General features: G+C 64.4%; 22 protein-coding genes and 1 pseudogene. 11 read left to right on the top strand and 12 right to left on the bottom strand.

Going from position 1 to position 20461, the window contains the following annotated elements; all coding sequences use genetic code 11:
• Positions 1 to 31: 31 nt before the first annotated feature.
• Positions 32 to 598 carry a GNAT family N-acetyltransferase gene (locus J5M73_RS21675; protein ID WP_115582292.1) on the bottom strand — a complete coding sequence of 189 codons (567 nt, stop codon included), beginning with the start codon at positions 596 to 598 and terminating at the stop codon, positions 32 to 34.
• Positions 599 to 865: 267 nt separating this feature from the next.
• On the opposite strand from J5M73_RS21675, the gene J5M73_RS21670 reads away from it, so the two are divergent.
• Positions 866 to 1297 (top strand): HD domain-containing protein, encoded by a 432-nt coding sequence (locus J5M73_RS21670; protein ID WP_102864491.1) that lies wholly within the window; start codon positions 866 to 868, stop codon positions 1295 to 1297.
• A gap of 33 nt (positions 1298 to 1330) precedes the next feature.
• Here the strand turns inward: J5M73_RS21670 and J5M73_RS21665 are convergent, their stop codons facing one another.
• The 4 genes from J5M73_RS21665 to J5M73_RS21650 form a co-directional block, all read right to left on the bottom strand.
• Entirely contained in the window at positions 1331 to 1660 is a 330-nt protein-coding gene (locus J5M73_RS21665) for a hypothetical protein (protein ID WP_102864492.1), read from the bottom strand.
• 63 nt (positions 1661 to 1723) lie between these two features.
• Positions 1724 to 3172, bottom strand: a complete 1449-nt coding sequence (locus tag J5M73_RS21660) for an amidase family protein (RefSeq protein ID WP_102864493.1) — start codon at positions 3170 to 3172, stop codon at positions 1724 to 1726.
• Between the two features lie 105 nt (positions 3173 to 3277).
• On the bottom strand, positions 3278 to 4399 hold the full coding sequence (locus J5M73_RS21655) for a polyamine ABC transporter substrate-binding protein (protein WP_102864494.1): 1122 nt from the start codon (positions 4397 to 4399) through the stop codon (positions 3278 to 3280).
• Positions 4400 to 4505: 106 nt separating this feature from the next.
• Positions 4506 to 5537, bottom strand: a complete 1032-nt coding sequence (locus J5M73_RS21650) for an AraC family transcriptional regulator (protein WP_180988602.1) — start codon at positions 5535 to 5537, stop codon at positions 4506 to 4508.
• Positions 5538 to 5648: 111 nt separating this feature from the next.
• Between J5M73_RS21650 and J5M73_RS21645 the strand changes: the two are divergent.
• Positions 5649 to 5987: pseudogene (locus tag J5M73_RS21645) on the top strand (TRAP transporter large permease subunit); the annotation flags it as partial.
• 164 nt (positions 5988 to 6151) lie between these two features.
• Here J5M73_RS21645 and J5M73_RS21640 read toward each other — a convergent pair.
• The 5 genes from J5M73_RS21640 to J5M73_RS21620 form a co-directional block, all read right to left on the bottom strand.
• The gene (locus tag J5M73_RS21640; RefSeq protein WP_102864495.1) at positions 6152 to 6769 is read right to left on the bottom strand and encodes a DNA-3-methyladenine glycosylase; all 618 of its coding nucleotides are present in this window, start codon (positions 6767 to 6769) and stop codon (positions 6152 to 6154) included.
• A gap of 117 nt (positions 6770 to 6886) precedes the next feature.
• Positions 6887 to 7783: an alpha/beta hydrolase gene (locus J5M73_RS21635; RefSeq protein ID WP_207816103.1), complete on the bottom strand. Its 897-nt coding sequence runs from the start codon at positions 7781 to 7783 to the stop codon at positions 6887 to 6889.
• 32 nt (positions 7784 to 7815) lie between these two features.
• The gene (locus tag J5M73_RS21630; protein WP_102864497.1) at positions 7816 to 10056 is read right to left on the bottom strand and encodes a TonB-dependent siderophore receptor; all 2241 of its coding nucleotides are present in this window, start codon (positions 10054 to 10056) and stop codon (positions 7816 to 7818) included.
• Between the two features lie 103 nt (positions 10057 to 10159).
• Positions 10160 to 11497, bottom strand: a complete 1338-nt coding sequence (locus tag J5M73_RS21625; protein WP_102864498.1) for a sensor histidine kinase — start codon at positions 11495 to 11497, stop codon at positions 10160 to 10162.
• Entirely contained in the window at positions 11497 to 12189 is a 693-nt protein-coding gene (locus J5M73_RS21620) for a response regulator transcription factor (protein ID WP_102864499.1), read from the bottom strand. Before J5M73_RS21620 ends, J5M73_RS21625 begins: the two co-directional genes overlap by 1 nt.
• A gap of 181 nt (positions 12190 to 12370) precedes the next feature.
• On the opposite strand from J5M73_RS21620, the gene J5M73_RS21615 reads away from it, so the two are divergent.
• From J5M73_RS21615 to J5M73_RS21600, 4 genes are all read left to right on the top strand, one after another.
• Entirely contained in the window at positions 12371 to 13066 is a 696-nt protein-coding gene (locus tag J5M73_RS21615; RefSeq protein WP_102864500.1) for a PAS domain-containing protein, read from the top strand.
• Positions 13067 to 13071: 5 nt separating this feature from the next.
• The gene (locus J5M73_RS21610; RefSeq protein WP_102864596.1) at positions 13072 to 13857 is read left to right on the top strand and encodes a PhzF family phenazine biosynthesis protein; all 786 of its coding nucleotides are present in this window, start codon (positions 13072 to 13074) and stop codon (positions 13855 to 13857) included.
• A gap of 96 nt (positions 13858 to 13953) precedes the next feature.
• On the top strand, positions 13954 to 14601 hold the full coding sequence (locus tag J5M73_RS21605; RefSeq protein WP_102864501.1) for a hypothetical protein: 648 nt from the start codon (positions 13954 to 13956) through the stop codon (positions 14599 to 14601).
• Entirely contained in the window at positions 14598 to 15068 is a 471-nt protein-coding gene (locus J5M73_RS21600) for a surface-adhesin E family protein (RefSeq protein WP_102864502.1), read from the top strand. The genes J5M73_RS21605 and J5M73_RS21600 overlap by 4 nt, the downstream gene beginning before the upstream one ends.
• A gap of 10 nt (positions 15069 to 15078) precedes the next feature.
• Here J5M73_RS21600 and J5M73_RS21595 read toward each other — a convergent pair whose 3' ends face one another.
• On the bottom strand, positions 15079 to 15507 hold the full coding sequence (locus J5M73_RS21595) for an N-acetyltransferase (RefSeq protein WP_180988603.1): 429 nt from the start codon (positions 15505 to 15507) through the stop codon (positions 15079 to 15081).
• Between the two features lie 89 nt (positions 15508 to 15596).
• Between J5M73_RS21595 and J5M73_RS21590 the strand changes: the two genes are divergently transcribed.
• The 5 genes from J5M73_RS21590 to J5M73_RS21570 all read left to right on the top strand — a co-directional run bounded on the left by J5M73_RS21590 (position 15597) and on the right by J5M73_RS21570 (position 19686).
• Positions 15597 to 15890 carry a hypothetical protein gene (locus tag J5M73_RS21590; protein WP_207167695.1) on the top strand — a complete coding sequence of 98 codons (294 nt, stop codon included), beginning with the start codon at positions 15597 to 15599 and terminating at the stop codon, positions 15888 to 15890.
• 39 nt (positions 15891 to 15929) lie between these two features.
• The gene (locus tag J5M73_RS21585; protein ID WP_060838961.1) at positions 15930 to 16280 is read left to right on the top strand and encodes a hypothetical protein; all 351 of its coding nucleotides are present in this window, start codon (positions 15930 to 15932) and stop codon (positions 16278 to 16280) included.
• A 107-nt stretch (positions 16281 to 16387) separates the two neighbouring features.
• Positions 16388 to 16999, top strand: a complete 612-nt coding sequence (locus tag J5M73_RS21580) for a hypothetical protein (RefSeq protein ID WP_102864505.1) — start codon at positions 16388 to 16390, stop codon at positions 16997 to 16999.
• A gap of 16 nt (positions 17000 to 17015) precedes the next feature.
• Entirely contained in the window at positions 17016 to 17603 is a 588-nt protein-coding gene (locus tag J5M73_RS21575) for a hypothetical protein (RefSeq protein ID WP_102864506.1), read from the top strand.
• Between the two features lie 475 nt (positions 17604 to 18078).
• Positions 18079 to 19686 carry an alpha/beta hydrolase gene (locus tag J5M73_RS21570; RefSeq protein ID WP_207816102.1) on the top strand — a complete coding sequence of 536 codons (1608 nt, stop codon included), beginning with the start codon at positions 18079 to 18081 and terminating at the stop codon, positions 19684 to 19686.
• A 58-nt stretch (positions 19687 to 19744) separates the two neighbouring features.
• Here J5M73_RS21570 and J5M73_RS21565 read toward each other — a convergent pair whose 3' ends face one another.
• Complete coding sequence (locus J5M73_RS21565) at positions 19745 to 20431, bottom strand: hypothetical protein (protein WP_102864508.1); 687 nt, start codon at positions 20429 to 20431, stop codon at positions 19745 to 19747.
• Between the last annotated feature and the right edge of the window lie 30 nt (positions 20432 to 20461).

Genomic DNA, 20461 nt, shown 5'->3' with positions numbered 1-20461 from the left:
GCGCCTCGGACCGAGGCGCGGCTTGGGCGGGTTACAGCTCCAGGCTGTGGATCACCTGGGTGGCATCGTCGGGGTCGATGGCGCTGCGCATACCGAGGGTCTTCGCCAGGCGGCGCATGCTGTAGTTGGCGGCGCTGTCCACCGAATACAGCTGCTGGAAGCCATTGCTACGGGCTTCGTCGATCAGATGCTGCATCAGCAGGGCACCGAGGCCCTTGCCTTGCCATTGATCGGCGATGGTCACGGCAAACTCGCAGCGCCAGGGTTGGTCGTCGACCTGGGCATAGCGGCTGATGCCGACTTCCCGCAGCTCGCCGTTGTCGTGGACCAGGGCCACGTAGGCCACCCGTTGCGGGGTGCCGACGTCCATCAGTTGATCCAGCAACTGATCGCCGACTTCCTTGACCTCACCGAGAAAGCGCTGGTGCCGGGTGACGGGGGAGAGGTTTTCGATAAAGGCCTTTTCCCGGCCCCGGTCTTCAGGGCGCAGCGGGCGGATCAGCACATGGCTGCCGTCGCTCAGGGCGTCGATCCAGTATTGGCCTTGCTGGGCCGGAAAGGGCGGTTGGGCGAGGACATCGAGGGCGCTGCTGGACATGATCAAGTCTCCGGGGAAGCAAAGGGCAGGTGATTGCCACAAGCTTTACTCCGCCCGCGATCCGGGCGCTTGATCGGCATCAATGTCCGCTGCTGTCGCGCCGCGACTGGCGATCACCGGTCATGGCCCCATCCGCTGCCTATCAGGTGGACGGGCAGATGGTCGACGCGCCAGTGCTGCAACAGGCCCGGCGTCTGCTGGCCCTGGCCTGAACCGGTCGGGTTAGTATGGCCCCGGCATTGTTGCCAAGATCCGGAGCCACCGCCCATGAGTACCCTGGAACGCGCCATCGCCATTGCCGCCCGGGCCCATGCCGGGCAAGTCGACAAGGGCGGGGCGCCCTATATCCTCCATCCCCTGCGGGTCATGCTGCGGCTGTCCGAGCCCCGGGAACAGCTGGTCGCGGTGCTCCATGACGTCATCGAAGACAGCCCGGTGACCCTGGAACAACTGCGCGGCGAAGGTTTCAGTGAAGAGGTGCTGCAGGCCCTGGCGGCGCTGACCAAGGTCGAGGGCGAGGACTATCCGGGGTTTATCCGCCGCGCGGCACAGAATCCTTTGGCGCGACGGGTAAAGCGGGCGGACCTGGCGGAGAACAGTGACCTGTCACGCATCCCCGAACCCAGTGACGATGACCGGCGGCGCCTGGAGAAGTACCGCCAGGCCATCGAGTACCTCGACAGCCTGGACCGGCCTTGAGCCGCTAGCCCAGGGTCAGCGGCGCCGGGGCGTTCAGTTGCTGTAGCTGGAAAGGGCGACTTCGGCGTTGCGCGCCGGTGGCTTGCTGCCCCGGGTGCGCCAGTGTTCGATCAGGGCGCGACCATGGGCCAGGCCGGCTTGCAGGGCGGCTTCGGTGCTGGCGTAGTCGTTGCCGTAGGGCGGGCAGGCAAAGTGCACGGAAAAGCACGGGTGCTGGCCATGGCCGGTGAGCCGCCCGACGTAGCTGAAGCTGGCACCGGATTGATGTGCATAGAGACTCGGTGAACTCGGCTCACGAATGATCATCACGTAGATGTCGTGGTCGAATTGAGTGTCTTGATACCAACTGCTAGAAGACTCCATGGTCCACCTCCTTGTCCGTAAAGCGGCGCGTTGTTGCTGCGTCAGCGGGTTGTTCAGTGCAGTTCACGCCCGGGGGGCGTCCAGCAGGCCGGCGGGGTGAGCGAACACCCCGGCAGGCAGCAGTTTTTCCAGGGCCCGGGCGGCCCGCAGGACCCATTCGTCACGGCCGAAGCGGGCGACGATCTGCAGGCCTATGGGCAGGCCGGCGGCGCTCAGGCCGCAGGGCATGCTCAGCGCCGGTTGGCGGCTGAAATTGAACGGGAAGGTGGTGGGCTGCCACATGGCGCTGATCTGCTCCGGCCAGTCGGGCGGCATCTGGCGCTCCACGGCGAAGGGCTCGACCACCGCAGTGGGGGTCAGCAGCAGGTCGTAGTCGCCGAGAAAGTCATGCAGTTGTTGCGCGACCCGATGCCGCTCCTGCACCGCGCAGGCGTAATCCAGGGCATTGAGCTGGCGTGCGCGGACCTGGGCCTGCTGGAGGAAGTCGCCGACCAGGTGCTGGCGCTCCAGCGGGATTTCCTCGGCCATGGCGCTGGCCACTTCCACCGGCCAGGCCCGCAGGTAATTCGCGGCCGGCTGGCCGATGTCCGGCGAGGCCTGGACCACCGTTGCCCCGGCCTGCTGCAGCAACTGGGCAGCGGCCAGGCAACGGGCGGCAATCTGCGGATCGACATGGGCGGCATGGCCCAGGTCGGCGCTGAAGGCGATGCGCAGGCCGTTGATGCCGTCCTCGATGCCGGACAGGAACTGGCCGGGAGCATGGGGCCAGGCGAAAGGTTCATCAGGCTCATGGGCGCTCATCAGCTCCATCAGCAGGGCGATATCCCGTACATGCCGGGCAATCGGGCCTTCGGCGGCCATGCCCCCCGGGTCGATGCTCGGGCAGGCGGACACCAGGCCATGGCTGGGCTTGAAACCGATCACCCCGCAAAAGCTCGACGGGGTGCGGATCGATCCGGCGGCATCATTGCCGGTGGCCGCCGGGGCGTAACCGGCGGCCACGCCAGCGGTGCTGCCGCCACTGCTGCCACCGGCATGCAGGGCCAGGTTCCAGGGGTTGCGGGTGATGCCGGTCAGCGGGCTGTCGGTCAGCGGCGTGCTGCCCAGTTCCGGCAGGGTAGTCTTGCCAATGAAGATGGCTCCTGCTTCGCGCAGCCGCGCCACCAGGCTGGTGTCACGGGGCATGGGCGGGCGGTCGGCCAGCGCCCTGGAGCCGCTGCGGGTGTGCCAGCCCTGGATGTCGCTGTTGTCCTTGACCAGGATCGGGATGCCGTCCAGCCGGCCCAGCGGTTGCCCGGCGGCCCAGCGCGCGGTAGCCGCCTGGGCGGCGGCGAGAGCGGCCGCGTCCTGGCGCTCGCAAAGGGCGTTGAGTTGCGGCTCATGGCGTTCGATCCGGGCCAGCACCGCGTGCAGCAGATCCACCGGGGTGAACTGCCGGGCGGCAAAGCCGTGCAGCAATGCCTCGATGGACAGCAGGTGCAGGGCCGGTGTGCTGGACGGGGATAACGACATGGGCAGCTCTTCTATCAAGGCCGTGGGGCGCCGGTGGCGGGCCAACGGGCAAGGGCTGCGGACGCGCCGCTGGTGGCGGCCCGCAAACCCTTGAGGGTCAAAAACTCAGCGGCCACTGGTGACCTTGACCCAGGTCCGGGTCCGGGTGCGTTCGGCCTTGGCCGGCAGCGGTGCCAGGGGGTACAGGCGGGTCATGGTCTCGGCGCTGGGGAACAGGTCCGGGTTGTCCAGCAGCGTCTGCTGGATGAACGGTTTGGAGTCGGTCACGCCATTGGGGTAGCCGACGTAGTTGCTGATGGAGGCGATGACTTTCGGTTCCATCAGGTAATTGAGAAAGGCGTGGGCGGTGTCCACGTGCTTGGCGCCGGCGGGAACGGCCACGGTGTCGATCCACACCAGGGTGCCTTCCTTGGGAATGCGCATTTCAATGTGCACGCCGTTCTTGGCTTCGTTGGCGCGGTTGGCCGCCTGCAGGAAGCCGCCGGAGTAGCCCACGGCCACGCAGATGTTGCCGTTGGCGATATCGCCCATCCACTTGGCGCTGTGGAAGTAGCGCACATAAGGACGCAGCTTGAGCAGCAGGGCCTCGGCCTTGCGGTAGTCCTCGGGGTTCTGGCTGTTGGGGTCCAGGCCCAGGTAGTGCAGGGCCAGGGGCAGCATCTCGGCGGGCGAGTCGAGGAAGGTTACGCCGCACTGGCTGAGCTTCTTCAGGTTCTCTTCCTTGAACACCAGGTCCCAGCTGTTGACCGGGGCATCGCTGCCCAGCAGTTCCTGGACCTTGTCGCGGTTGTAGCCGATCAGGTTGGTGCCCCACATGTAGGGGATCACGTAGCGGTTGCCCGGGTCGCTCTGCTCCAGCAGCTTCATCACCGCCGGGTCGAGGTTCTTCCAGTTCGGCAGTTGGCCACGGTCCAGGGGCTGGAAGGCGCCGGCGCTGATCTGCTTGCTGACGAAACCGCTGGAAGGCACCACCACGTCGTAGCCGCTGTTGCCGGTCAGCAGTTTGGCTTCCAGCACTTCATTGCTTTCGAAGATGTCGTACTTGACCTTGATCCCGCTCTGGGCCTGGAAGTCCTTGATGGTGTTGGGAGCGATGTACTCCGACCAGTTGAAGATGTTCACCGTGCGCTCGGGGGCGGCGTGGGCGCTGAAGCTGGCGCTCAGGGCCAGGGCGCTCAGGGAGCAGCTCAGGGCCAGGCGGGTGAGGGCGGTATGCAGCGATTTCATGCGACAACTCCATGTCTGAAATGAGCGGGACCTTCCGGGTGGATCATTCTTGGCCGGATAGGTCCCTGAGAGAATGTTGGCAACGGTCAATAGGGGATATTTAGCGTCAATCTTCAGCGCAGTCCGAGAGCGGGCCGAGCTGGCCGGCCAACTGCCGGAAGCGCCCGGGAGCAACGCCGCTCCAGCGTTGGAAGGCATGGCGGAAACTTGCGGTTTCCTTGAAGCCCAGGGCTTCGGCGATGCGGTAGATGGGCAGGCTGTGCTGGCCCAGCAACTGTTGCGCCCGGGCATAGCGCAGCTCATCGAGCAACTGCTGATAGCTGGTGTCCTGGGCCCGCAGGCGTCGGCGCAGGGTGCTGGGGGAACAGTGCACCTGGCGTGCCAGGCTGTCGAAGTCCGGCACCGCGTGCAGCTGTTCATTGAGGATGCGCCGCACCTGATCGATCCAGGTCGGCCGGGCGCTGAGCTCTTCGTTGAGGCGGATGCAGCGTTGCAGCATGTCGTTCTGGGTGACCAGGTCCGCCAGGGGCAGGCGCCGGTCCAGCCATTCCAGGTCGAAGCCGATGGCATTGCGCCCGGCGTTGAACTGCACCGGGCAATTGAACGCCTGCTCGTAGCTGTCCAGATAGGGTTGCGGCGGGTGCTTGAGGTGCACCTCGCGCAGCGGCAGCTTGCAGCCCAGCAGGTCCTGGCAGGTGACCCGGTAGGACGACATGCAGAAGTCGGTGTTGAACACCTCAAGCTCGGTTTCGCTGTACTGGTCGGCGGTGAGCCAGGCCAGGCCGTCGCGGATCTGCAGGTCGAGGTGGAAGAAGGTGCCCAGCAGCAAGGGGTAGCGCAGTGCCAGGGACCAGCCTTCGCGCAGGGTGGCGCTGGTCAGCAGGGTCAGGCCGAACATGCCGTAGGCGCTGATATGCAGGTTGCGTCCCAGCACCAGCCCCAGGTCCTGGCGAAAGGCCACGGCGTTGCTGAACACGCGCATTTCCTGGCTGATGTTGATCAGGCTGTTGGGCAGCTCCAGGTCGGCCAGCTGGATGCCACTGCCTTCGAGCAGCACCTCGGGCGATACATCGCTGTCGCGAAAGGCGTCCAGCACCGCTTGAGTGGTGTGCAGGGTGGTCAGGCGAAGAGCGGCCATCGGCGATCTCAGATTGATAGCGGGAGGCGTGACTTTAGGGGTTACGCGCGCGCGGTTCAATTGCCCGCTTGCAGGCGCTGGCGCGCCGGCGAAGGCGTCGGCCTGGCCCACGCCAACGCCTGCGCCGGCCATATCCGCGGCGGCCTGGCGTTTGCCGCGGTACTGGCCTGCATGCTGTTCGCCGCGTTGTCCGGTTCGTCGCCGGCCACGGTGGCGACGGTGGGCTCGATTGCCGTGGCGGGCATGGTGCGCTCCGGCTACCCCAAGGAATTCGGCGCCGGGATCAACTGCAATGCCGGGACCCTGGGCATCCTGATTCCGCCGTCGATCGTCATGGTGGTGTACTCGGCCTTCGTCGCGCTGTTGGTGTACCGCGGCATGACGTTGCGCGACTGCGCCAAGGTGTTGCTGGAGTCGGGCCGACTGTCGATCCTGCTGCTGTTCCTGATCCTGGTGACCTAGGTGCCGCTGATCTCCCTGGCCTTGCCCAACTGGCTGCGCTGGCTGTCTGTAGCCGCTGCCGCAGGCTGCGAACGACTGCGAAGCAGGCGCCGCTCTTGAGGTCCCTGAAGCCCCTTCGGGGCTTTTCGCAGCCTGCGGCAGCGGCTACAGGGTTAGGGTTGGTGGGGCGGTACGCGCCACAGGTACCAGGCGGCGGTGGTGCGCCAGGGGCTCCAGGCCTGGCCGATCTGGCGCAACTGGCGGGGGCTGGGCGGTTGCTCCAGGCCCTTGAGGCGGCGGTAGCCTTCGCGTACGCCAAAGTCGTCCACCGGCAAGATGTCCTCGCGCTCAAGGCTGTAGATCAACAGCATCTCCACGGTCCAGCGGCCAATGCCAGGCAGTTGGGTCAGGCGCTCTATCAGCTGTTCATCGTCCAGACCGCGGGCGCTGGCGGCATCGGGGACGCGGCCGTCGAGGGCGGCCTGGGCGATGCCATGCAGGGTCGCCACCTTGCGTGCGGAGAAGCCGCAGCCGCGCAGGCGCTCCAGGCTGGCATCGGCCAGTTGCCGGGGCGTGGGGAAGGCCTGCCCGGGAAACAAGGCGCGCAGGCGGCCGAGTATCGCGTCGCCGGCGCGGGCATGCAGTTGCTGGTAGGCCACCGCGCGCACCAGCGCCTGATAAGGCTCGCGCTCCGGGCGGGGCTGGTGCAGGCAGGGGCCGACGGCGGCGATCAGTGCGGCCCAGTCGGCATCCAGTGCGGCAAGAAAACGAGTGGCGGGGCAGGTGGGCATTGGCGATCCGGAACATGTGGCGGGGCGAGCGGCAGATTAGCCCGCCGCCCCAAGGCTTGCACCCCGTCTCTTGCGCTGGAACTCGGCGCCCGGGCCTTGCACCCGGGCGCAGGGTTTTCAGTCCTTGGCCGCCGGCAGGTAGAGCCGCTGCAGCACGTAGTGCAGCGACGCCGCCAGGGTTTCGCCATGGCCGAGTTTTTCGAAGCTGTGGTAGTCCAGGGCCAATCCTGGCACCTGGGCCAGTTGCGCCTGCAACTGGCGGGCGCGCTGGTCGGCCTCGGGCCCCGCTGGCTGACGCGGGTTGCCCGGCTCGGCGCCGCCACGCATCAGCAACAGTTGTGCACGCTGGCCGTGAAGGCGCCCGGCCAGGCCCTGGGCCTGAGTCAGGATCAGACCGTCGCCCCACCACAGCGAAGGACTCGCAGCGGCGTAGTGGCGAAACTCCTGGGGCCGGGCGAACAGCGCTTGCAGCACCAGCAAGCCGCCATAGGAATGGCCCCACAGGGTCTGCTGTGCCGGGTCGATCGGCGCCTGCGCCGCCACGGCCGGGCGCATGCGCTCGCGCAACAACTGCAGGAAGGCCTCGGCGCCGCCGCTGGGCTGCCCGGTCAGCGGGTCTTGCTGTGCTTCAAGGCCCGGTTGCTGCGGGGTGTAGTCATAGGTGCGGGCGTTGCGTTCGATGCGCAGCGGGGTCTGGTAACCCACCGCCACCAGCAGCGGCGCCGGACTCCGGTCCAGGCGCTTGAGTTGCTCGGGGTCCAGAGCGCCGATGGCGGCATTGCCATCGAGCATCCACAGCACCGGGTAACCCTGGGGCGGCGGCGCCTGCAGCGGCTGGCCGATCCACAGCTGGTAGTGGCGCTGGCCGTCGACGGAATCCAGTTGCAGGCTGCTGAAGCGGTAGGGCAGGTCCTGACGCTGTAGCAGGCTGCGGTCCATGGGCTGGTCCGGGGCGGGGGCGGCCAGGGCCGTTCCCGCAAGGCACCAGGCCAGGGGCAGAACAAAACGTCTCATCAGGCGTTCTCGGCGGGGGCTGGGTGATGACATCAGAACGATGCGCTCAGGCTGGTGTACAGGGTGCGCCCGGGTTCGTTGTAGGTGGCGGCGCCGGCCCCGGCGATGTTGTTCACGCCCTGGGCATTGCCTTCACGGAACAGGCGTTTGTCGAACAGGTTGTCGACCCCGGCGGTGACGCTCAGGTGGCGGGTCAGGGCGTAGGTGCCGCTGACCCCGGCAATCGCGTAGGGCGCCAGTTGCTGGGTAGCGCTGCCGGTGACCCGGTCGCCGTGGTAGTCGTACTTCTTCGGCGTCTGCTGGCCGTACCAGGCCACGCTGGCCTGCAACGACAGGTCCTGGGTGGCCTGCCAGTCGAGCATCGAGTTGAGGGTGTAGCGCGGGGTCACCGAGAGGTAGTCGCCGGTCTGCTTGTTCTTCGATTGCAGCATGTAGGTGAAGTTGTTGTTCCAGGTCAGCTGGCTGGCCAAAGGAATGGTCAGGGTGCCTTCCAGGCCTTCCACCAGGGCCTTGGGCACGTTCTCCCACTGGTAGATCGCCGCGTTGCGGTAGGCGCCGCTGCCGCCGCTGGCACGGCTCACTGGCGCCAGGCCGGATTCCACCTTGTTCTTGTAGTCGTTGCGAAAGTAGGTCAGGCCGGCGACCCAGCCGTCGGCCTTGTACTCCAGGCCCAGTTCCTTGTTGACGCTGGTTTCTGCTTTGAGCTGGTCGTTGCCCTGCAGGTAGCAGCTGGTGCTCTGGCCATAGCAGCCCTGGCCGCGGCTGTAGAGCAGGTAGTCGGCGTTGAGCTGGTACAGGTTCGGTGCCTTGTAGGCCCGGGCGATGCCAGCCTTGAGGGTCAGGGTGTCGCTCAGGGCATGGGACAGGTTGAGGGACGGGCTCCAGTTGTCGCCGACGATGTTGTGGTGGTCGAAGCGCAGGCCCGGGGTGAGCATGGTGCCCGGGCGCAGTTCGATGTTGTCTTCGGCGAACAGCGAGAAGATCTGCGCGCTGGACTGGGTGCTGCGGTTGCTGCTGCTCAGGCCGCCCACGGCGCCGCCTTCGCTGGTGCTCTGGGTGTTGGCGCTGGGGTCGTCGAGCTTCTGCTGGGACCATTCGCTGCCCAGGGTCAGGGTCTGCTCGACGCCTGCGTGCAGCGGCAGGTTGACTTCGCCATGGGCGGTCAGGTCGCGCAGCACCGCAGTGTAGAACTCGTTGTTGCTGAAGATGCCTTCGGTGCCGCCGGCCAGGCCTTCGTTGATCCGCGTGTTGCGGGTCTTCTCGTATTGCAGGTAGGCCATGGAGCTGCCGAAGTCCCAATCGCCGCGATGGGTCAGGGCGTAGGTTTCGCGGTAGCTGCGGTTGGTCTCGTGGCCCAGCAGGTTCTGCACATTCTTGTTGCTGTTGGTGTTCTGGGTATCGCCGGTGTAGATATTGCCCTGGCGGCTGAAACCGGCCTCGAAATCCAGGGTCTGGTCCGGAGTCATGCGCCAGCTCAACAGGCCGTTGAGGTCCTTGTTGCGTACGCCTTCGCGGCCGGCGGGCAGGGTGCCGACCTGGTTGCCGGTGCGCAGGGATTCATGGCCGGCGTTGATATCGGCGTCGTCGGAGTCGGTCTTGGCCACGTTGCCGTAGACCCGGAAGCTCAAGGTGTCGGTGAGCGGGCCGTTGAGGCCGAAGCTTGCACGCTGGGTGGCGCCTTCGTCCTTGTGGGTCGGGAACGAGCTGTAGAGCGTGGCGTTGCCGTGGGTCTGGCTGCCGGCCTGCTTGGTGATGATGTTGATCACCCCGCCAGCGGCACCGTTGCCGTAGCGGGCCGCCGCCGGGCCGCGGATCACTTCGATGCGTTCGACCTGATCGGCCGGCACCCAGTTGCTGTCGCCGCGGCTGTCGCGCTCGCCGCGCCAGCCGTAGCGCACCGAGTTGCGGCTGCCCACCGGCTTGCCGTCCACCAGGATCAGGGTGTTTTCCGGGCCCATGCCGCGGATGTCGATCTGCCGGTTATTGCCGCGCTGGCCGCTGGTGGAGTTACCGGTGAGGTTGACCCCAGGCATGGTGCGGATGATCTGCGACAGGTCGTTGGCCGGCGGGCGCTTCTGGATGTCCTCGGCGGTGATCACCGAGACCCCCGGTGCCTGCTTGGTTTCTTCCTTGGCGGTGGCGATGACGCTCTGGGGTTCCAGCTCCAGGACCAGCGGGGTCGAGCCTGCATTGGCGGCCTGCACCGCGTGGCTGAGCAGGCAGCAGCCGGACAGCAGGAAGGGGGCGAAAGGACGCAGCGAGCGCATGGACATCGGTGATCTCCGGACAGAGGCAGAAACAGAAGATCACGAATGATAATGACTGCTATTTGCGAGTAAAGCGCATTAACTTTCTAAACACTTCCAGGTCGTGGGTCTAGGCGGCAGGCAGCAGCAGGTGCAGGCACAACCCGGGGTTGCCATTGCTGGCCCAGATCCGCCCCTGGTGCAGCTCCACGGCGCGCCGGGCGATGGCCAGGCCCAGGCCGAAACCGTCGCCCTGGGCCGAGTCCAGGCGCTGGTAGGGCTGGAAGATCCGTTGCAGGTCCTGCTCGGCCACGCCCGGTCCCTGGTCTTCCAGGCACAGGTGCCAATAGCTGCCTTCACGCCAGCCGCGCAGGCTCACCCGGCCGTCGGCGGGGGAGTAGCGGATGGCATTGCGCAGCAGGTTTTCCAGGGCCTGGGCGATGCTGTCCAGGTGCACCTGGACCCGGCACTCGGCGTCCAGCAGGCAGGGCAGGCGCTCGGCGTCCCAGGCGCTTTCAAAGCAGGCGTCCTCGCGCAGCGCCTCCCAGATCGACAGCACCTGCACCGCTTCGGTGGGCAGCTGCGGGCGCTCGGTGTCGAGCCAGGCCAGGTCCAGGGTGTCTTCCAGCAGGCGCTGCATGTCGGCGATCTCGCGGTCCAGGCGCTGGCGCAACTGCTCCGGCGGCAAGCGGCTGTCATGGGCGATGCGCAGCCGCGCCAGGGGCGTACGCAGCTCATGGGACAAGGTGCGCAGCAGCAGGCGCTGCTGGGCCAGGCTCTGGCGCAGGCGCTCGGCCATGTGCTCGAAGGCCAGGGCCAGCTCCCCCAGTTCGTCGTGGCGGTTCACCAGGGGCGTGCCCAGCCCCTGGCTTTCCAGGTCGTCGGCGCGCAAGGCATCGGCGCGGTCGCGCAGGCGGTTCAGTGGCAGCACCAGATGGCGATAGAGCAACAGGCCGAGCAGGGCGGCGAGCAGGGTCGGCACCACGCCATGGCTGAAGAGGTGGGTCCAGGGCGTCAGGCCGCTGGGCAGCAGGCGCTCGGGCAGTTGCAGCACCAGCCGGCCTTGTTCCGGGTGCTCGGGGAATTCGATGCTGACGTAGGGCAACTCGTCCTGCAGGCGCCGGCTCATGGGCCAGTCGAGCTTGCGCATGAAGGTCAGGTGGCTGGCGTCCTCGGCGCTCAGCGGGGTGCTGCCCAGGCGTTGCAGACGCTCGCCAAGCACCGCGACCCAGGTGTGCTCCTCGGCCGCCAGGCGTTGTTCGAAGGCATCCACCGCCGCCGCGCCACCCTGTTGCCAGGCGGCCTCGGCCTGCTGCGCATAGCGGGCCAGGTACTGGCGATCGGCGGGGTCGAGGAAGTAGGTGCTGCGCTCGGCCGACAGGCCCCAGGTCCAGATGATCCAGGTCAGCAGCAGGCAGAAGCCGATCTGCAGCCCGGCCAGTTTCCACAGCAGGGGATGACGGCGCATCAATGGCGCTCCGCTTCCACCAGGATGTAGCCGGCGCCGCGCACCGCCTGGATCTGCAGGTGCTGCACCCCCAGCTCGGCGAGCTTGCGCCGCAGGTTGCATACGTGCACATCCAGGCCGCGATCCAGGCGCGTATAGATGCGGTGCAGCACGTGCTGATAGAGAAAGGGCTTGCTCAGGGTTTCTCCGGGGTGCTCGCGCAGGGTCACCAGCAGCCGGTATTCCGAACCGGTGAGGCCCGCGGCGTGGCCCTGGAGCAGTACGTCCTGGGCCTGCTCGTCGAAGCTGAGTTCCGGGTCCTGGCGTGTGGCCTGCTGCTGTTGCACCCGGACCATGCGCCGCAGCAGGGCGTCGGCGCGGGCGTCCAGTTCGGCCAGGCTGAAGGGCTTGGGCAGGTAGTCGTCGGCGCCCCGGGTGAAGCCGGTGATCCGGTCCTGCTCGGCCCCCAGGGCCGACATCAGCATCACCGGCGTGTCTTGCTCCTGGCGCAGGGTTTCCAGCAGGGCCAGGCCGTCCAGGCCCGGCAGCATGATGTCCAGCAGCACCAGGTCGAAGCGGCCGGCGCGCACCGCTGCCAGGCCCTGGCGGCCGTCGCTGCAAGGGGTGACGGCAAAGCCGCGCTGGTGGAAATGCCGGTGCAGATCGTCGCGCAGTCGGGCGTCGTCTTCCACGAGGAGCAGGGTGGGGGTCATGGGGGGCACTTGAAGGAAAGTATTTAATGAGAATGTTTTACATTTGCGAATATTGCCGCAATGTCCCGAGCGCTGCAATTGCCGCAATCGGCTGACCGGGCAGGGCATTGAAATCAACTAAAAGTTGAATATTCAACAGTGTGTTGATATTTTTCCCGTCCGCCCAGTTTGGTAAACACCAATGAACGTGCCTTCCGATACCCTTCTTGCCGAGCGCCAACTGGTCCTGCAGGTGCTGCGCAGCACCTTGCAGATGCTCGCCAGCGTGGTTGGCCAGCATGTGGAAATCGTCCTGCATGACCTGGACCGCCCGGAATCCTCGATCGTCGCCATCGCCAACGGCCATGTCACCGGGCGCCGGGTCGGCGACCCGGTGTTGGGCGGGCCGCGCCAGGACCTGGGTTTTGCCGCGGTGCTGAGTGCCCTGCAAGACCGCTCGGCGAGCACCCCGCTGGTGCTGGAAAACTACCCGACCCTGGCCCCCGACGGCCGCGAGCTGCGTAGCTCCACGGTGATCTTTCGCGACCGCAGCGGGCAGCCCTTCGCCAGCCTGTGCAGCAACAGCGACCTGAGCGGCATCGCCGCCGCCCATGCCTGCCTGGGCCAGTTGCTGGGCCTGGGCAGCGCCCCTGCGCCGCGCCGCGACGAAGCCCCCGACATGGAGCAGTTGCTGGCCCAGATCATCCAGGGTGCCTGCCCGGCGAGCGCGACGCGCATGAGCAAGTCGCACAAGCTGGAGGCCGTGCGCCAGATGCAGGAGCGCGGGGTGTTCATCGTCAAGGGCGGGATCGAGAAGGCCGCCGCGGCCCTGGGGGTGACCCGCTACACCGTCTACAACTACCTGGAACAGATCCGCGCCGAAGGCGCCGAGGAATGACCGCGATGCAACTCGATATCTTTCAAGTGGATGCCTTTACCTCCCATGTCTTCGGTGGCAACCCGGCGGCGGTGTGCCCCCTGGACGCCTGGTTGCCGGATGAACTCCTGCAACGCATCGCCCTGGAGAACAACCTGTCGGAAACCGCCTATTTCGTGCCCCGGGGCGAAGTGTTCGAACTGCGCTGGTTCACCCCCACGGTGGAAGTCGACCTGTGCGGGCACGCCACCCTGGCGGCGGCCTGGGTGCTGTTCGAGCAGTTGGGCGAGCGCCGCGACGTGCTGCGTTTTGCCACCCGCAGCGGTGAGTTGCGGGTGAGCCGCGAGGGCGGCCTGCTGTCCATGGATTTTCCCGCCAAGCAGCCCGAGGCGCTGGCGATTCCTGCGGCCCTGTTGCAAGCCCTGGGGTTGCCGGCGGCCGAGGCCCTGTATCGCACCGACGATTACCTGCTGGTGGTGGACGACGAAGCTCTGGTGGAATCGCTCAAGCCGGATTTCGCCGCACTGGCCGCCTTTGATGTACGGGGCATCGCCGTGACGGCGCCGTCCCGGGCATTCGATTTCGTCTCGCGCTGGTTCGGCCCGCGGGTCGGAGTCAATGAAGACCCGGTCACCGGTTCCGCCCATACCTCCCTGGCGCCTTACTGGGCCGAGCGCCTGGGCAAGCGTCAGTTGCGGGCGCAACAGGGCGGGGCGCGCAAGGGCCAGTTGGAGTGCCAGGTGCTGGACAACGGGCGGGTGATCATCAGCGGCTACGGCGCCTTGTACCTCAAGGGCAGCATTTTCCTCTGACGCGGCGCAGGCCGAGCGCCTGCAAGCGGATTTGTCTCGGCACGGCCCGCGCAGGTAGAGTCGCGTTTTTTTCGCCTGCTCAGGATGTTCCAGACCATGCACCGGACGCGCCCCTTGCCCCGCCTTGCCACCTCACCGCTGCTGGCCCTGCTCCTGGGCCTGAGTGCCGGCGCTGCCCAGGCCGCCAGCCTCAGCGAGAGCCTGCTGGACTGCCAGCCGGGCTTCTTCAAGGCCCTGTATCAGCAGCGCGGCGAACTCGGGCAGGTGGTCAAGCTGGCCGAGAATCAGCGCCAGGGCATCGCCTGGGTGCCGGTCACCGACCGCCTGAACAGCGCCACGGCAGCGCAGGCGTTTTCCCGTCCGTTGAGCGATGGCGGCCTGCGCCTGACCGGCTACTACGACCGTCAGTTCGACCTGGGCGAGCAGGGCAGCTTCCATTTCTGGGGCTTCGACATCGATGCCAGCCGCGCCGCGGTGATGGCCGCGCTGCCCCAGGCCGGCTGGCAGGAAGCCGGTGAGTACTTCATCTCCCGGCCACAGATCAAACTCAACGCCACGGCGCCCTGGCAGGACAACCCGGCCGCCGCCTCGGGCATCGCTCCGGCGCCGGGTTCCGCGGAAAAAATCCTCATGCTCAGCGACGAAGACGGCAAGACCCGCCTGCTCTGCTCGCTGCAGGGCACGGTCGATCAGGCATTGCTCGACCAGGAGCGGCCGGACCTGGCCCAGGGAGCGGGCCGATGAACAAGCTGCTGGGCTTGAGCGCGGCGCTCGTGCTTGCCGGTTGCGCGCATTCGGGCAGCCAGGCCCCGGCGCCGCAGCGTCCGGACGGCATGTTCAAGGTGCTGGAAAGCCCGGAACTGGCCACCTACTTTGCCGCCAACTCGCTGGCCCTCTACCAGAACAACCCGAACCTGCGGCAGTTCTATCTGGTCAACAACTACGCCAAGCCTACCGAGCTGGGCGCTGGCAAGCCGCCGATCCACAGCTCGCGGGCGACCCGGGTGATCAACTGCGAGAAGGATGAGTCGGCGCAGTTCGGCCGGGTGTACTTCTCCGAGCCGTTCGCCCAGGGCGTGGAGGTCACGCGCAAGGCCGATCAGGCGCAATGGGCCGCGTTTCCCCGCCAGTCATTGCTGGGCGAGTTGCGCAACATGGTCTGCGCCATCGACCCGACACGGCTCAAGCTGGCTCCGGCCAAGTCGCCGTGAGCCAGGTCCTTCATTGCGGCCAGGCCATGATCAGTTCGGCCTGTGCGGTGTGGGGATCGATGCCATCGCCGATCACTTGGAAACCCTGCTGGCGGTAAAAGCCGATGCTTGGCAGGTTGGCGGCATACACCGCCAGCTCCAGGCGTGAGCGCCGCTCGCGGGCATCGGCCAGCAGCTGTTTGCCCACGCCCTGGCCCTGGTGCTGCACACTGACGAAAATCGCTGCCAACTGATCCTCATGCAGGCAATAGAAACCCAGGAGCTGGCCGTCGCGTTCGGCCACTCGGGTCTGGGCATGGGGAAGGTAGAGGTTGCGCATGTCCTCGACCCTGGAGCGCCAGAAATCGGGGTCGACAAAATGATGGGCCTGGATCGAGGCGTCCAGCCAGAGCGCCAGCAACGCTTGCAGATCGCTGCTTTGAAAGTCCCTGATCAGCATGTTTGGGGGCCTGTCGGATTGAAATGTGCGCCGCACGCTACCCAGCTGGCGGCGGTCTGTCCAATTGTTGAGAGCCAAGGAAGTATTCGATGCTGGAAAGCAACCGCACCATCACCCTCTCGGGGGAGCAGGCCCTGCAAGCCCTAGCGGAGCTGGAGTTCGTGTTGATCTCGCTGCACAAGATGGGCGCCTACTACAGGGATAAACCCGTGGCCGACTACCAGCGCGCCACCACCGATTTCATCGATAACCAGCAGGTCACCCAGCGCCTGGCCCAGGTGCGCAGGATTCTCAGCGAGCCCTTCGACTGCACCCTGGGGGAGGACGACATGGACGACATCGAGCGTCATGTGCAGGGGCTCGAACTGTGGCGCCCCGAGTAACCGCGCGGTCATTACCTGTCGTTTTTCAAGGAACCTGCCATGTCCCGCATTAGCCTCGCCACGGCCACTCCCACCACCAGCCTGGCGCTGGTCAAGTTTCTCCATCAGCGCCTGGGCCTGTCCCTGAGCGTTGCCCAGGGCTATCTGCGCCGTGGCGCCGAGGGCTTCTTCTACAGCGCCAAGCTGTTTCACAACGACCATGTGCAGCGCGAGCAGGAACTGCGCGACATCCTCGCCTTCTTCAACAGCGCCCAGGTGCCGCTGCTGATTGTCGAAAGCGACCCCGATGAGGAGTGGAACGGGGTTGCGCCCGAACCGTTGCAGGACTGCGCGATGCCCCAGGAGCACTTGTTCAATCTGCTCCAGGCCCATGAAGAGGGCTATCAATAGGGGCCGCAAGCGGGCCAGTGCCGCTCGACGCAATGCGCGGTTTTCCTAAAGTTCTGGGCGCCGGGGTCGAGACGTTGGTGCTGTTTGTCTTTCAATAAGGATATTTCGTGTTCAGAACCCTGCTCGGGGCCGCCGCCCTCATCGCCACCCTGGCGCTGACCGGCTGTGTCTCCTACCACGTCACCGGCCCGCTGGGCGCGCCGTTGCATCCTGCACCCATCAGCAGCCCGCGCACTGCGCAAATTGCCGATGTGCAGGTCACCGCTCCCGGTATCGACGAAGCCACCCGCACTGCCATCAGCCGCTCCCTGACCGCCCAGATGACTCCCTACGTCAAGAGCGCCGGCTACTTCCGCCAGCTCAGCGAATTCCCCACCCGCCTGGGCGAGGAAGACGTGGTGCTGAAATTCAACATGACCTCCCTCAAGGGCCACCGCGCGCCCCACCCGGGCTACCTGCCCGGGGCCTTGCTGACCCTGACCGTATGGATCTGGGTCAACGGGCCGATCTACGTCGACAGCTTCGACCTGGCCGGCGAGCTGTCGATCGTCGACCGCAACGGCCAGGAACTGGCCAGTGCCAATGAGCAGCTCAAGTTCGAGCGCAACGTCGGCCTGTACGGCCGCGAGTACTGGGCCCCGACCCAAGGCGCCAAGCAACTGAATGAACTGGTTGCCAAATTGCTCGACAACGCCAGCGCCCGGTTGGCACAACGCTAAGGTCAAGGAGAGACACATGTTGGTTTCCATCAAGCACGTCCTGGTGCTCGGCGCAGTGCTGCTGAGCGGCTGCGTGTCCTACTCGCAACACGAACTGGCAGCCGTCGGCACCTGGCCTCCGGCGGCACAGACCACCGAGCAAAAGCCCAGCGCCTTTGTCCGCACCACCGCCATGTACCAGGTCAACGGCGGCCCGGCCAATGCCGCCGCCGGCGCTCCGGCGGCCGCCTGGGAAACCGTGGTGGCCGATGCCTACCGCCAGTCCGGGCGCTTTGCCCGGGTCAGCACCGACAAGGTCGAGTCGGACCTGTATGCCGAAGCCACCCTGTACAACAACGAACAGTTCAGCATGGCCTCGGCCATCATCACCGGCGTCACCTTCTTCGTGATTCCGTCAACAGCCAAGAACACCTTCACCCTGGAGACGGTGTTCAAGGACAAGGACGGCAAGGAGCTGGGGCGGATTCGCAAGAGCGAATCGGTGCGCACCTGGATGCAATTGCTGCTGATCGTCGCCATTCCTTTCCAGGCAGACACCCGCGACGTGGTCCAGCAACTGGCCCGCAGCACCCTGGAGGAGGCGGTGCAGCGCAAATTGCTGTAAGCCTCGCGCCGCTGGCCGGGCGCCAATAGAAACGCCGCTTGCTCTGTTCAGGGCATGCGGCGTTTTTTATTGAACGAGCCTGCTGCGGGGCCAATATTCTTGTGTAACTGCACTGGCCTGAGCCCGCTGTAGTTGATCTTCTATCCACTGGCTGCTCTTGATTTTCATAAGTAAAATTTGATTGCTGGCTAACTATAAGTTGGCTATTGAGTAGGGTTTTTCAAGTAATATCTGAATTTAAGTTTGGGTTCTATTGGCAAGAAGAAGCTCGATTGAAGCGCGGGTTTAGAGTGGCTTCTATGTGAGAAATGCTTTAGGGGTAAGTCTTAATTTTTATATGTTGAGATGCTGGCTCATGGGAGTTTGCCGACTATAGTGGTGTTGTAACTAGGCGGCGCACTCAGTTTGTCTCTAGTTACGGTGTCTCTAGCGTGCTTGTCGGCATAAGGGTCAAGAATGATCCAAGGAGTTGGTTATGATGCGTCTTAAATGGTTAAGCCTGATTGCCTTGGGAGTAGGAGTCGCTGGTTGTTCCGGACCTGGGTCGGTCATGGAGCCTTACGAGTCGGCATTGCAACTGGAAAGCACCAATGCAAAGAATTTCCATTCCAGCCTGTATTTTCCATCTGGAACAGCGTTGCATTATCCGGGGTATATCGTTGCCATTGAAAAAAGCCCGCAGTCGATTGTCGGTGGCCCCAAGCCCTATCCTCAGGTCAGCTTCGTCCGGAGCGGTCAATATATTAATGCAGAAAAGCCAAGCACTTGGGGAACACCAAGTCAGATAAGAAGATTTCAGGAAAGTGACTCAAAGGCGATGTTTATTTCGCACATCATAAAAAACTCGATCGCCAAGGACGATGCAGGAGCGAGTGATCCTTATCTTTCAAAAGACCATTGCTTTGTATATAACGCTTACGCGGCCAAGCAATTATCACTAATCCAAAAGAACTATGATTTGGCGAAAATAAGTGATTGGCATGCTTGTTCCATATCCACTAACCTGGACAAGGTAGATGCCCGTGCCTATCAATTCTACGATTATGGAAAGTATGCGTTGCGGTCACTGGAAGATAATCTGACCCAGGATCTTCGGCGAGGTCGTTATACCCATGTCCTGGTGATTGTCATGGGGTGGAACACTGCCCAGCAAGAGGCGATTCGGAACTTCAATGACCTGGCCGGTAATTTGATGGCTGCTTCCTTGGAAGCAGCGAAGGGACTGCAGGAAAGTCCGATCGACAGGACGATGGCAATTAAACCATTGGTCAATGATCAGGTGGTTGGCAACTTCCGCCCCTTGGTCATTGGTGTGACCTGGCCGTCTTATTGGTCCAACTCCTTTGGCAACGTATTCAGCTATTCCAATAAGGCCAATGATGCGGACGAAATAGGCTTGTCCTGGCTGAACAAGATTATCAACGAAACCATCCCGCGCAGCCTGGCGGCCTCTGGCAGCAAGGCCAGAGTCGTTGCGCTGGGCCACAGCTTCGGTGCGCGTGCCATGACTCGCGCGGTGTTCAGTTCGCCGGTCCTGGTCCCGCTGGACAGTCAGTTCCCCGATCAGCCTATGGTCGCCAGCCCGGTTGATCTGGCAGTCGGCCTGCAGGGGGCGATGAGCATCAACCGTTTTGTCCCGGATCTCGGACGTGAAGGCGCTCCCTATCGGGACTACGGGCATCTTCAGAAGACCAAGGTCGTGCTGACGGCAGCTACCAACGATTCGGCGACTGGTGCTCCCTTTATCGTCTGGACCGATCCTGCCGGGTCGATAGGCTCTTACCACAAGGCCTGTGATACGGCCGACTCCCAGTACCAGCGCATATTCGAGTGCATGACGGCTTCTGACACATCCGCAGTTCCTGGGGGGCGCTTCGAAGTCTGTAAGTACGGTCAACAAGGCTGCGCCGAGCCGTTCAAAAGCAACGGCCCGGACAGGAAAGTGGCTTACATCGATGCATCGAACGGCATTACCCAATTCAACTCGCCGGGGTCTGGAGGAGGCGCTCACAGCGATATCTACCGTCTGCCGATGGGCCGTCTGCTGTGGAAGCTGATTGAGGAATATGCGCCTACTCAATGACTTGAGGGCCTTACTGTTGCAGCCCTGATGACCTACACCTGCGCAAGCTCCAGTTTGATCAGACCTTCAAGGCCTGGAGTAAGGAAGAGGCGCGCGATTCGCGGGACAAGGCATCATCGCGCCAAGTCACCAGGAGGTTTCTCAGGGTTGCATCGCTGATCGCTGGAAGTGGATACCAGTGACCATTCAAGTGAAGTTGGATGTCCTGCCGTGGAATGGTCAGGCAGTCAGTGCCGCAAATGATGTATCGGCACCCTTTATTGTTCTGGGTCCCATCGACATGGCTTGTTCGCCCAGCCAAGGCCTTGGTATTTTTTTTATAACGTGCCAGAAAGCAAAGAGTCATCCAATGCATATCAGTCGAGATCAGATGCGACCTGATGCACTGCTCATGGTGCGAGGCAATTCTCTCTTTTGCATAGGTGAAGGGGGCGTAGTAGTAGAAAGCATGTACCAGGCCCTGGTCGCAGGCGTCTCGCATAGCAGCGTTCATGGCGAGGTCCTGAGAGTGGCCTCCTGCTGAATTGCGACAGGTCACTCTGAACTCGCTTGAGAAGTACTGCTGCCATTTTTCAGCGGCCTCTGTCCTGTAATAGAAGTCCTCGCTGAGCTCATGATCGCAAGTCGGCAAGCCTGCTAAATATTCCTTGAATGTGGCTGGCGCGGTGGCTTGTACGGGAGTGTCTTGTGCTTGTTCCGTTACCGGGGCAGGCGCGGTGAAAAGTCTTTTGATGCATTTGAGCATGGGGAAGTATCCGTACTTGGCAGGCCGGTA

It is taken from the genome of Pseudomonas sp. 50_B, assembly GCF_017491625.1.
GTDB classification, from domain to species: domain Bacteria; phylum Pseudomonadota; class Gammaproteobacteria; order Pseudomonadales; family Pseudomonadaceae; genus Aquipseudomonas; species Aquipseudomonas danubii.
This window is presented reverse-complemented; position numbering and strand designations above follow the sequence as displayed.

Excerpts from the sequence above, each read along its gene's own strand:
- J5M73_RS21675 (WP_115582292.1), bottom strand. The coding sequence starts at position 598 with ATGTCCAGCAGCGCCCTCGATGTCCTCGCCCAACCGCCCTTTCCGGCC.
- J5M73_RS21670 (WP_102864491.1), top strand. The coding sequence starts at position 866 with ATGAGTACCCTGGAACGCGCCATCGCCATTGCCGCCCGGGCCCATGCC.
- J5M73_RS21665 (WP_102864492.1), bottom strand. The coding sequence starts at position 1,660 with ATGGAGTCTTCTAGCAGTTGGTATCAAGACACTCAATTCGACCACGAC.
- J5M73_RS21660 (WP_102864493.1), bottom strand. The coding sequence starts at position 3,172 with ATGTCGTTATCCCCGTCCAGCACACCGGCCCTGCACCTGCTGTCCATC.
- J5M73_RS21655 (WP_102864494.1), bottom strand. The coding sequence starts at position 4,399 with ATGAAATCGCTGCATACCGCCCTCACCCGCCTGGCCCTGAGCTGCTCC.
- J5M73_RS21650 (WP_180988602.1), bottom strand. The coding sequence starts at position 5,537 with ATGGCCGCTCTTCGCCTGACCACCCTGCACACCACTCAAGCGGTGCTG.
- J5M73_RS21640 (WP_102864495.1), bottom strand. The coding sequence starts at position 6,769 with ATGCCCACCTGCCCCGCCACTCGTTTTCTTGCCGCACTGGATGCCGAC.
- J5M73_RS21635 (WP_207816103.1), bottom strand. The coding sequence starts at position 7,783 with ATGAGACGTTTTGTTCTGCCCCTGGCCTGGTGCCTTGCGGGAACGGCC.
- J5M73_RS21630 (WP_102864497.1), bottom strand. The coding sequence starts at position 10,056 with ATGTCCATGCGCTCGCTGCGTCCTTTCGCCCCCTTCCTGCTGTCCGGC.
- J5M73_RS21625 (WP_102864498.1), bottom strand. The coding sequence starts at position 11,497 with ATGCGCCGTCATCCCCTGCTGTGGAAACTGGCCGGGCTGCAGATCGGC.
- J5M73_RS21620 (WP_102864499.1), bottom strand. The coding sequence starts at position 12,189 with ATGACCCCCACCCTGCTCCTCGTGGAAGACGACGCCCGACTGCGCGAC.
- J5M73_RS21615 (WP_102864500.1), top strand. The coding sequence starts at position 12,371 with ATGAACGTGCCTTCCGATACCCTTCTTGCCGAGCGCCAACTGGTCCTG.
- J5M73_RS21610 (WP_102864596.1), top strand. The coding sequence starts at position 13,072 with ATGCAACTCGATATCTTTCAAGTGGATGCCTTTACCTCCCATGTCTTC.
- J5M73_RS21605 (WP_102864501.1), top strand. The coding sequence starts at position 13,954 with ATGCACCGGACGCGCCCCTTGCCCCGCCTTGCCACCTCACCGCTGCTG.
- J5M73_RS21600 (WP_102864502.1), top strand. The coding sequence starts at position 14,598 with ATGAACAAGCTGCTGGGCTTGAGCGCGGCGCTCGTGCTTGCCGGTTGC.
- J5M73_RS21595 (WP_180988603.1), bottom strand. The coding sequence starts at position 15,507 with ATGCTGATCAGGGACTTTCAAAGCAGCGATCTGCAAGCGTTGCTGGCG.
- J5M73_RS21590 (WP_207167695.1), top strand. The coding sequence starts at position 15,597 with ATGCTGGAAAGCAACCGCACCATCACCCTCTCGGGGGAGCAGGCCCTG.
- J5M73_RS21585 (WP_060838961.1), top strand. The coding sequence starts at position 15,930 with ATGTCCCGCATTAGCCTCGCCACGGCCACTCCCACCACCAGCCTGGCG.
- J5M73_RS21575 (WP_102864506.1), top strand. The coding sequence starts at position 17,016 with ATGTTGGTTTCCATCAAGCACGTCCTGGTGCTCGGCGCAGTGCTGCTG.
- J5M73_RS21570 (WP_207816102.1), top strand. The coding sequence starts at position 18,079 with ATGATGCGTCTTAAATGGTTAAGCCTGATTGCCTTGGGAGTAGGAGTC.
- J5M73_RS21565 (WP_102864508.1), bottom strand. The coding sequence starts at position 20,431 with ATGCTCAAATGCATCAAAAGACTTTTCACCGCGCCTGCCCCGGTAACG.